The organism is Streptomyces anandii JCM 4720, from assembly GCF_014650655.1.
GTDB classification, from domain to species: Bacteria; Actinomycetota; Actinomycetes; order Streptomycetales; family Streptomycetaceae; genus Streptomyces; species Streptomyces anandii.
Genome location: NZ_BMVJ01000010.1, coordinates 229,894 through 236,159, shown reverse-complemented (window position 1 = coordinate 236,159; position 6,266 = coordinate 229,894). Strand labels below are relative to the sequence as shown.

5 protein-coding genes and 2 pseudogenes are annotated in these 6,266 nt (G+C 73.3%); 3 read left to right on the top strand and 4 right to left on the bottom strand.

What is annotated here, in order from left to right; all coding sequences use genetic code 11:
• Both IE249_RS37930 and ligD read right to left on the bottom strand, forming a co-directional pair.
• Positions 1-138 (bottom strand): LacI family DNA-binding transcriptional regulator (locus tag IE249_RS37930; RefSeq protein WP_229858882.1); only part of this gene is annotated, 138 nt, incomplete at its 3' end.
• Positions 139-297: 159 nt separating this feature from the next.
• Positions 298-1,311: a non-homologous end-joining DNA ligase gene (ligD, locus tag IE249_RS20015; protein WP_189706357.1), complete on the bottom strand. Its 1,014-nt coding sequence runs from the start codon at positions 1,309-1,311 to the stop codon at positions 298-300.
• A gap of 86 nt (positions 1,312-1,397) precedes the next feature.
• Here ligD and IE249_RS20010 point away from each other — a divergent pair, with 86 nt between their 5' ends.
• Positions 1,398-2,468, top strand: a complete 1,071-nt coding sequence (locus IE249_RS20010; RefSeq protein WP_189706355.1) for an ATP-dependent DNA ligase — start codon at positions 1,398-1,400, stop codon at positions 2,466-2,468.
• Positions 2,469-2,533: 65 nt separating this feature from the next.
• Here IE249_RS20010 and IE249_RS20005 read toward each other — a convergent pair whose 3' ends face one another.
• Positions 2,534-3,724 (bottom strand): zinc-dependent alcohol dehydrogenase, encoded by a 1,191-nt coding sequence (locus IE249_RS20005; protein WP_189706353.1) that lies wholly within the window; start codon positions 3,722-3,724, stop codon positions 2,534-2,536.
• Between the two features lie 195 nt (positions 3,725-3,919).
• On the opposite strand from IE249_RS20005, the gene IE249_RS20000 reads away from it, so the two are divergent.
• Positions 3,920-4,957: a DUF3048 domain-containing protein gene (locus tag IE249_RS20000; RefSeq protein WP_229858866.1), complete on the top strand. Its 1,038-nt coding sequence runs from the start codon at positions 3,920-3,922 to the stop codon at positions 4,955-4,957.
• A 58-nt stretch (positions 4,958-5,015) separates the two neighbouring features.
• A pseudogene (locus IE249_RS19995) lies at positions 5,016-5,285 on the top strand (carboxymuconolactone decarboxylase family protein); the annotation flags it as partial.
• Positions 5,286-5,559: 274 nt separating this feature from the next.
• Here IE249_RS19995 and IE249_RS19990 read toward each other — a convergent pair.
• Positions 5,560-6,266: pseudogene (locus IE249_RS19990) on the bottom strand (ATP-binding protein); the annotation flags it as partial.

Here is a 6,266-nt window from a genome sequence, read left to right as displayed (position 1 = left end):
CACGGCCCGCCGGACCCGCTCGGCCAGTGCATCCCTGACCCCATGGGCACCGTTGACCACGCGTGACACGGTGGCCCGCGAGACCCCCGCCCGGGCGGCCACGGCCTCCAGCGTGGGACGCGACACTGCCTCGGACACTTCGGCACTCCTCACCGGCGGTTGCGGATCAGGATAACCGCGAAGCCGCGCCCCGGCGGGGGCGGACGGCAAGGGCCGGCCTGCCCGTCCTTCCCCGCGCAAGGGCCCCGGCCTTCCAGACGGCGAGCCCCGCGGCTCCGGGCGCCCTGTCCCGCCCCGCTACGCGTCCTTCCTGGCCCTGCTCGGCTGCACCCGCTTCGGCTCGCCCGGCATCTTCGGGTACTCCGGCGGATAGGGCAGGTCGCCCAGGCCGTGGTCGCGCTCGTCCCGTGCCGCGAGGTCGAGCAGCGCCTCCAGCGAGAACGCGTGCTCGTCCATGTCGGCGTGCACGTCCCCGAGTTCGGCGAACCGGGCCGGCATGGTCGCCAGGTCGAAGTCCTCGGGCAGGGCGGCGCCCACCTCCTCCCAGCGCAACGGCGCCGAGACGGGGGCGTGCGGGCGGGGCCGTACCGAGTAGGCGGAGGCGATGGTGCGGTCGCGCGCCGTCTGGTTGTAGTCCACGAAGATGCGGGCGCCGCGCTCCTCCTTCCACCACTTGATCGTGACCTGCTCGGGCATCCGCCGCTCCATCTCGCGCCCCACCGCGATCGCGGCGCGCCGCACCTGGGTGAAGGTCCAGCGCGGTTCGATGGGCACGAACACGTGCAGGCCGCGCCCGCCGGAGGTCTTGGGCCAGCCGCGCAGCCCGCCGAACTCCTCCAGCACGGCGCGCAGTTCGTGGGCGGCGCGGACCGCGTCGGCGTAGTCGGTGCCGGGCTGGGGGTCGAGGTCGATGCGCAGTTCGTCGGGGTGGTCGACATCGCCGCGCCGTACCGGCCAGGGGTGGAAGGTGAGCGTGCCGTACTGCGCGGCCCACACCACGGCCGCCTCCTCGGTCGGGCACATCTCGTCGGCGCTGCGCCCGCTGGGGAAGGTGATGTGTGCCGTCGGGATCCAGTCGGGCATGCTCTTGGGCGCCCGCTTCTGGAAGAACCACTCGCCGGTGATGCCGTCGGGGTAGCGCTCCAGGGTGGTGGGGCGGTCGCGCAGGGCGCGCAGGATGCCCGGGGCCACGGACCGGTAGTAGCGGGCCACGTCCAGCTTGGTGAAGCCGCGCTCCGGGAAGAACACCTTGTCCGGGCTGGACAGCCGCAGGGTCCGGCCGGCCACCTCCAGTTCCACCGCATCGCCCATGCGAGCCACGGTAGGCGTACCGCGCACGCCTCGCACACCGGGCGGACGCGGCCCGGGGCGCGCAGAATCGGTGCCATGGAGGTGCCATGGATCTGCCCGTGATGCCGCCCGTGAAGCCGATGCTCGCCAAGTCGGTGGCGAAGATCCCGCCGGACATGCAGTACGAGGCGAAGTGGGACGGCTTCCGGGCGATCGTGTTCCGCGACGGGGACGAGGTCGAGCTGGGCAGCCGTACCGGCAGGCCCCTGACCCGGTACTTCCCCGAGCTGGTGGCGGCGCTCAAGGAGCGGGTGCCCGAACGGTGCGTGCTGGACGGGGAGATCGTGATCGCCCGTGAGGGGCGGCTGGACTTCGACGCGCTCACCGAGCGGATCCATCCGGCCGACTCGCGGGTGCGGATGCTGGCGGAGCGGACCCCGTCGTCCTTCGTGGCGTTCGACCTGCTCGCGCTGGACGGCGAGTCGCTGCTGGACGTGCCGCTGTCCGACCGGCGGGCGCTGCTGGTCAGGGCGCTGGAGGGGGTGACGGCACCGGTCCATGTGGCGCCCGCGACCACCGACATCGAGGTGGCGCGGCAGTGGTTCGAGCAGTACGAGGGGGCCGGCCTCGACGGTGTCGTCGCCAAGCCGCTCGGGCTGCGTTACCTCCAGGACGAGCGGGCCATGTTCAAGGTCAAGCACGAGCGCACCGCGGACGTGGTCGTGGCCGGCTACCGCCACCACAAGAGCGGCCCCGTGGTGGGCTCTCTGCTGCTCGGGCTCTACGACGACCGGGGCGTCCTCCAGCACGTCGGCGTGTCGGCCGCGTTCACGGCGAAGCGGCGCGCGGAGCTGATCGACGAGCTGGAGCCGCTGCGGATGGACGACGTGAGCGGGCATCCGTGGGCGGCCTGGTCCCAGGAGGAGGCCCACGAGTCGGCCCGGCTGCCGGGCGCGCCGAGCCGCTGGTCGGGCAAGAAGGACCTGTCCTGGGTGCCGCTCAGACCGGAGCGGGTGGCCGAGGTGGCGTACGACCACATGGAGAGCGGGGCGCGGTTCCGGCACACCGCGCGTTTCCGCCGCTGGCGCCCGGACCGCACTCCTGAGAGCTGCACCTACGCCCAGTTGGAGGAACCGGTCCGCTACGACCTGTCGGAGATCCTCGGCCCCGGGACCTGAACCGGCCCTGCCTCACGGCCTCGGGGCCGCTTCGCAGGCGCCTCACGCCCGCACGGCCCGGCGCCTCACGGCCGCATGACCACCTTGACCGCGCCGTCCTGCTTGCGCTGGAACATCTCGTACGCGTGCGGCGCGTCGGACAGCGGCACGTGGTGCGTGGCGAACCCGTCGACGCCGAGCGGGTCCTCGTCCGTCAGGTAGGGCATGATCTCGTCGCTCCAGCGGCGGACGTTGGCCTGCCCCATGCGCATCTGGATCTGCTTGTCGAACAGGGTGAGCATCGGCAATGGGTCCGCCATGCCGCCGTAGACGCCGGACAGGGAGATCGTGCCGCCGCGGCGCACGAGTTCGATGGCGGTGTGCAGGGCGGCCAGCCGGTCCACGCTGAAGCGTTCGGCGATCGGTCCGCTGATCGCGCGCGGCATCACGGCGGCGGCCTGCTGGACCATGCGGGCGGCGGCGCTGCCGTGCGCCTCGGTGCCGACGGCGTCGATGACCGCGTCGGGCCCGCGCCCGTCGGTCTCGTCCTGGATCGCGGCGACGAGTTCCTTCTCGCTGTCGAAGCTGCGCAGGTCGTACGTCTCCACGCCCCGGGCGCGCGCCCGGGTCAGCCGCTCCGTGACGAGGTCCACGCCGAACACCCGCTCGGCGCCGCGCGCCCGTGCGATCCGGCAGGCCATGTCGCCGATCGGCCCGAGGCCGAGCACGGCCACGGTGCCGCCCTGCGGCACGTCTGCGTAGGCGACGGCCTGCCAGGCGGTGGGCAGCACGTCGGAGAGGTAGAGGAATCGGTCGTCGGCGGGACCCTCGGGGATCTTCATCGGGCCGTACTGCGCCTGCGGGACGCGCAGGTACTCGGCCTGGGCGCCCGGGACCGCGCCGTACAGGCGGGTGTAGCCGAACAGGGGGGCGCCCATGCCCTCGCTGGTGACCTGGGTGGTCTCGCACTGGGTCTGCAGGCCCGCCGAGCACATGAAGCAGTGGCCGCAGGAGATCTGGAAGGGGACGACCACCCGGTCGCCGGGCTGGAGGTTGGTGACCTCGGCGCCGACCTCCTCGACGATGCCGATCGGCTCGTGGCCGAGGATGTCGCCGGGCGTCATGAACGGCGTGAGCACCTCGTACAGGTGCAGGTCGGAGCCGCACAGGCCGCTCGAGGTGACCCGGATGACGGCGTCCGTCGGTTCCTGGATCTTCGGATCGGGGACCTCGTCCACCCGTACGTCGCGCTTGCCCTGCCAGGTAACTGCCTTCATCGCGGCGCGCTCCCTCCGTCGCCTTTGTCACCGTCTGCGCCGCCGGGTACCCGGGGTCAGGGCACCGAACCGGAACGGCCGGATCGGAAGTGAGCGTCTATGGCCATGAATGAACGTTCAAACACACAATCACTGGACTTGAACGGACACATCTCCCGGGCGTGTCCGGCATACGCGGAGACGGGGGCAGAGATCGTGGGAACGACCGATGACGGGACGGCGGGCACGGGTCCGGGCGCGGCACCGGGCCAAAGACGGAGAGGGCGGACGCGCCGCGCCGCCACGGCGGGCGCCCTGCTCGCCGCCGCGGTGACCCTGTCCCTGGCGGCGGGCTGTTCATCGGGGCGCGGCGGCCCCGACGACGGGCAGGGACACACCGCCGGGCAGTCCCCCTCCCCCACCACGAGCCGGGGACACACCGGCCCGGTGCTCGCGGTCAAGATCGACAATGTGGTCCCGGCCCGCCCGCAGACGGGTCTGAACGCGGCCGACATCGTGTACGCGGAGCAGGTCGAGGGCGGACTGAGCCGGCTGATGGCCGTCTACGCCACCAGACTGCCCCCGGTCGTCGGGCCGGTGCGCAGCGCCCGCGAGTCCGACCTCGAACTGCTGCGCCAGTTCGACCACCCCGTCCTCGCCTTCTCCGGCGCCCAGTCCAAGCTGCTGCCGCTGATCGACGCGGCCCCCGTCAAGGCCGAGTCGGCCGACAGCGAGCCCGGCGCCTACTTCCGGGGGAGCGGCAAGCCGGCCCCGCACAACCTCTTCCTGCGTCCCGCCCGCCTCCTCGGCTCCCCGCCGGGCGCCGGGGCGCTGACCACCGGCTTCCGTTACGGTCCGGCCCCCTCCGGCGGCCGCGCCGAGACCTCGCGCACGGTCCGCTATCCGGCGGCGCGCTTCACCTTCACCTGGTCGGCGCAGCGGCACGGCTGGCAGGTGGCCATGGACGGCACGCCCACCGTGACCACCGACGGCGGACCGGTGACCCCGGCGACCGTGGTGGTGCAGCACGTGAAGGTGCGCCGGTCGAGCCTGCACGACTTCCTCGGCAACTACACGCCGTACACCGAGACCGTGGGGTCGGGGAAGGCCGAGGTGCTGCGCGACGGCCGGGTCCACGACGTCACCTGGAAGCGCCCGGGGGCGGCGGACGGCACCTCGCTCACCGCCGCGGACGGCACGCCCGTGAACCTGGCGCGCGGCCAGGTGTGGGTGGTCCTCACCGCGGACGAGTGACCTCGCGCGTCAGAGGCCTCCGAATCACGTCACGTCAGAGGCCTACGGATCACGGCGCTTCATCTCCCGCTACGCCTGGGGCGGGATCTGGAGCGACCCGACGCTCTCCCGCCGCGAGCGCAGCATGATCACCCCGACCGCGCTGGTCGCCCACGGCCACTACGACGAGCCGGCCCTGCATGTGCGCGCGGCGCGGCGCAACGGGCTCACCGAGGACGAGATCGGCGCCGTACTGCTGCAGACCGCCGTGTACTGCGGGGTGCCGGCCGCCAACTCGGCGTTCGCGGTGGCCCAGCGGGTGCTGGCGGAGGACCCCGGCCAGGGCTGACGCGGCCGACTCGCGCGGCCCGGGCCGGCTAGGGCCTCTCCACCGGATCTTGCCGCCGGTCGCGGGATCTGGCACGCACTGCCCCAAGCTCTTCGAGCAGGGGGGACCCCAGCGGCGTTGTCGTCGGTTGCCGACTCCCCCAAGCTCTTGACGAGCAGGGGGACCCCCATCGCGTCGCCGCCCTCCTCCGCCTTGCAGCTGCACGCACCAGACCCTGCTCGGGTCGGCCGGGTGGCGAGGTGACTCGGAGCCGGCCTGATCCGGAAGAAAGGCCCTAGCGCAGGCCGCGTCCCGACTCCAGCACCTGCCGGGCCTGGGCCACCAGGCCGTCGGCGCCGCAGGAGCGGGCCAGGGTCAGGCCCCGGTCGAGTTCGGCGACCGAGCGGGAGAGGATGCCGTACTCGACGCGGGCGGCCGCGTGTTCGTACTGGCACGGGGAGGCCTCCAGGTAGGTGACGGCCTGCGCGGCCAGGCGTACCGCGCGCTGACCGGTCTCCAGCGCGGCCGCGCACCGCAGCGCCTCCCCTATCGCCGTGTCGGTGCCGAACCGCTCGGCCTGGCGGCGCACGTCGGCGGCGAGCCGGCCGGCCCTGGCCGGGTCCTCGGTGGCCAGGGCGCGGGCGAGGTCGGCGGCCCAGGGCACCATCACCGGGTTGTGGTGGCCGCGGACGGCGGCGGCCTTCTCGGCGGCCTCCAGTTCGTTGACGCCCTCCTTGGTGCGGCCCACGGCGAGCAGCAGCCTGCCGCGCACGGAACGCGGGTCGGGGATGACGATGGTGGACGGGTAGGGCGGTGCGAAGCCGTAGCGCTCGGCGACCTCCCAGGCCTCCTCGACGTGACCGCGGGCGAGCAGGGTGTCGACGAGGTTGCAGGAGGCGGTCCAGTACAACGGCAGTCCGCGGCCCACCCGTTCGGCCAGGCGCAGCGACTCGCGCAGGGACGTCTCGGCCTCTCTGAGCCGGCCGCGCCTGCGCTGCCCGA

Excerpts from the sequence above, each read along its gene's own strand:
- ligD (WP_189706357.1), bottom strand. The coding sequence starts at position 1,311 with ATGGGCGATGCGGTGGAACTGGAGGTGGCCGGCCGGACCCTGCGGCTG.
- IE249_RS20010 (WP_189706355.1), top strand. The coding sequence starts at position 1,398 with ATGGATCTGCCCGTGATGCCGCCCGTGAAGCCGATGCTCGCCAAGTCG.
- IE249_RS20005 (WP_189706353.1), bottom strand. The coding sequence starts at position 3,724 with ATGAAGGCAGTTACCTGGCAGGGCAAGCGCGACGTACGGGTGGACGAG.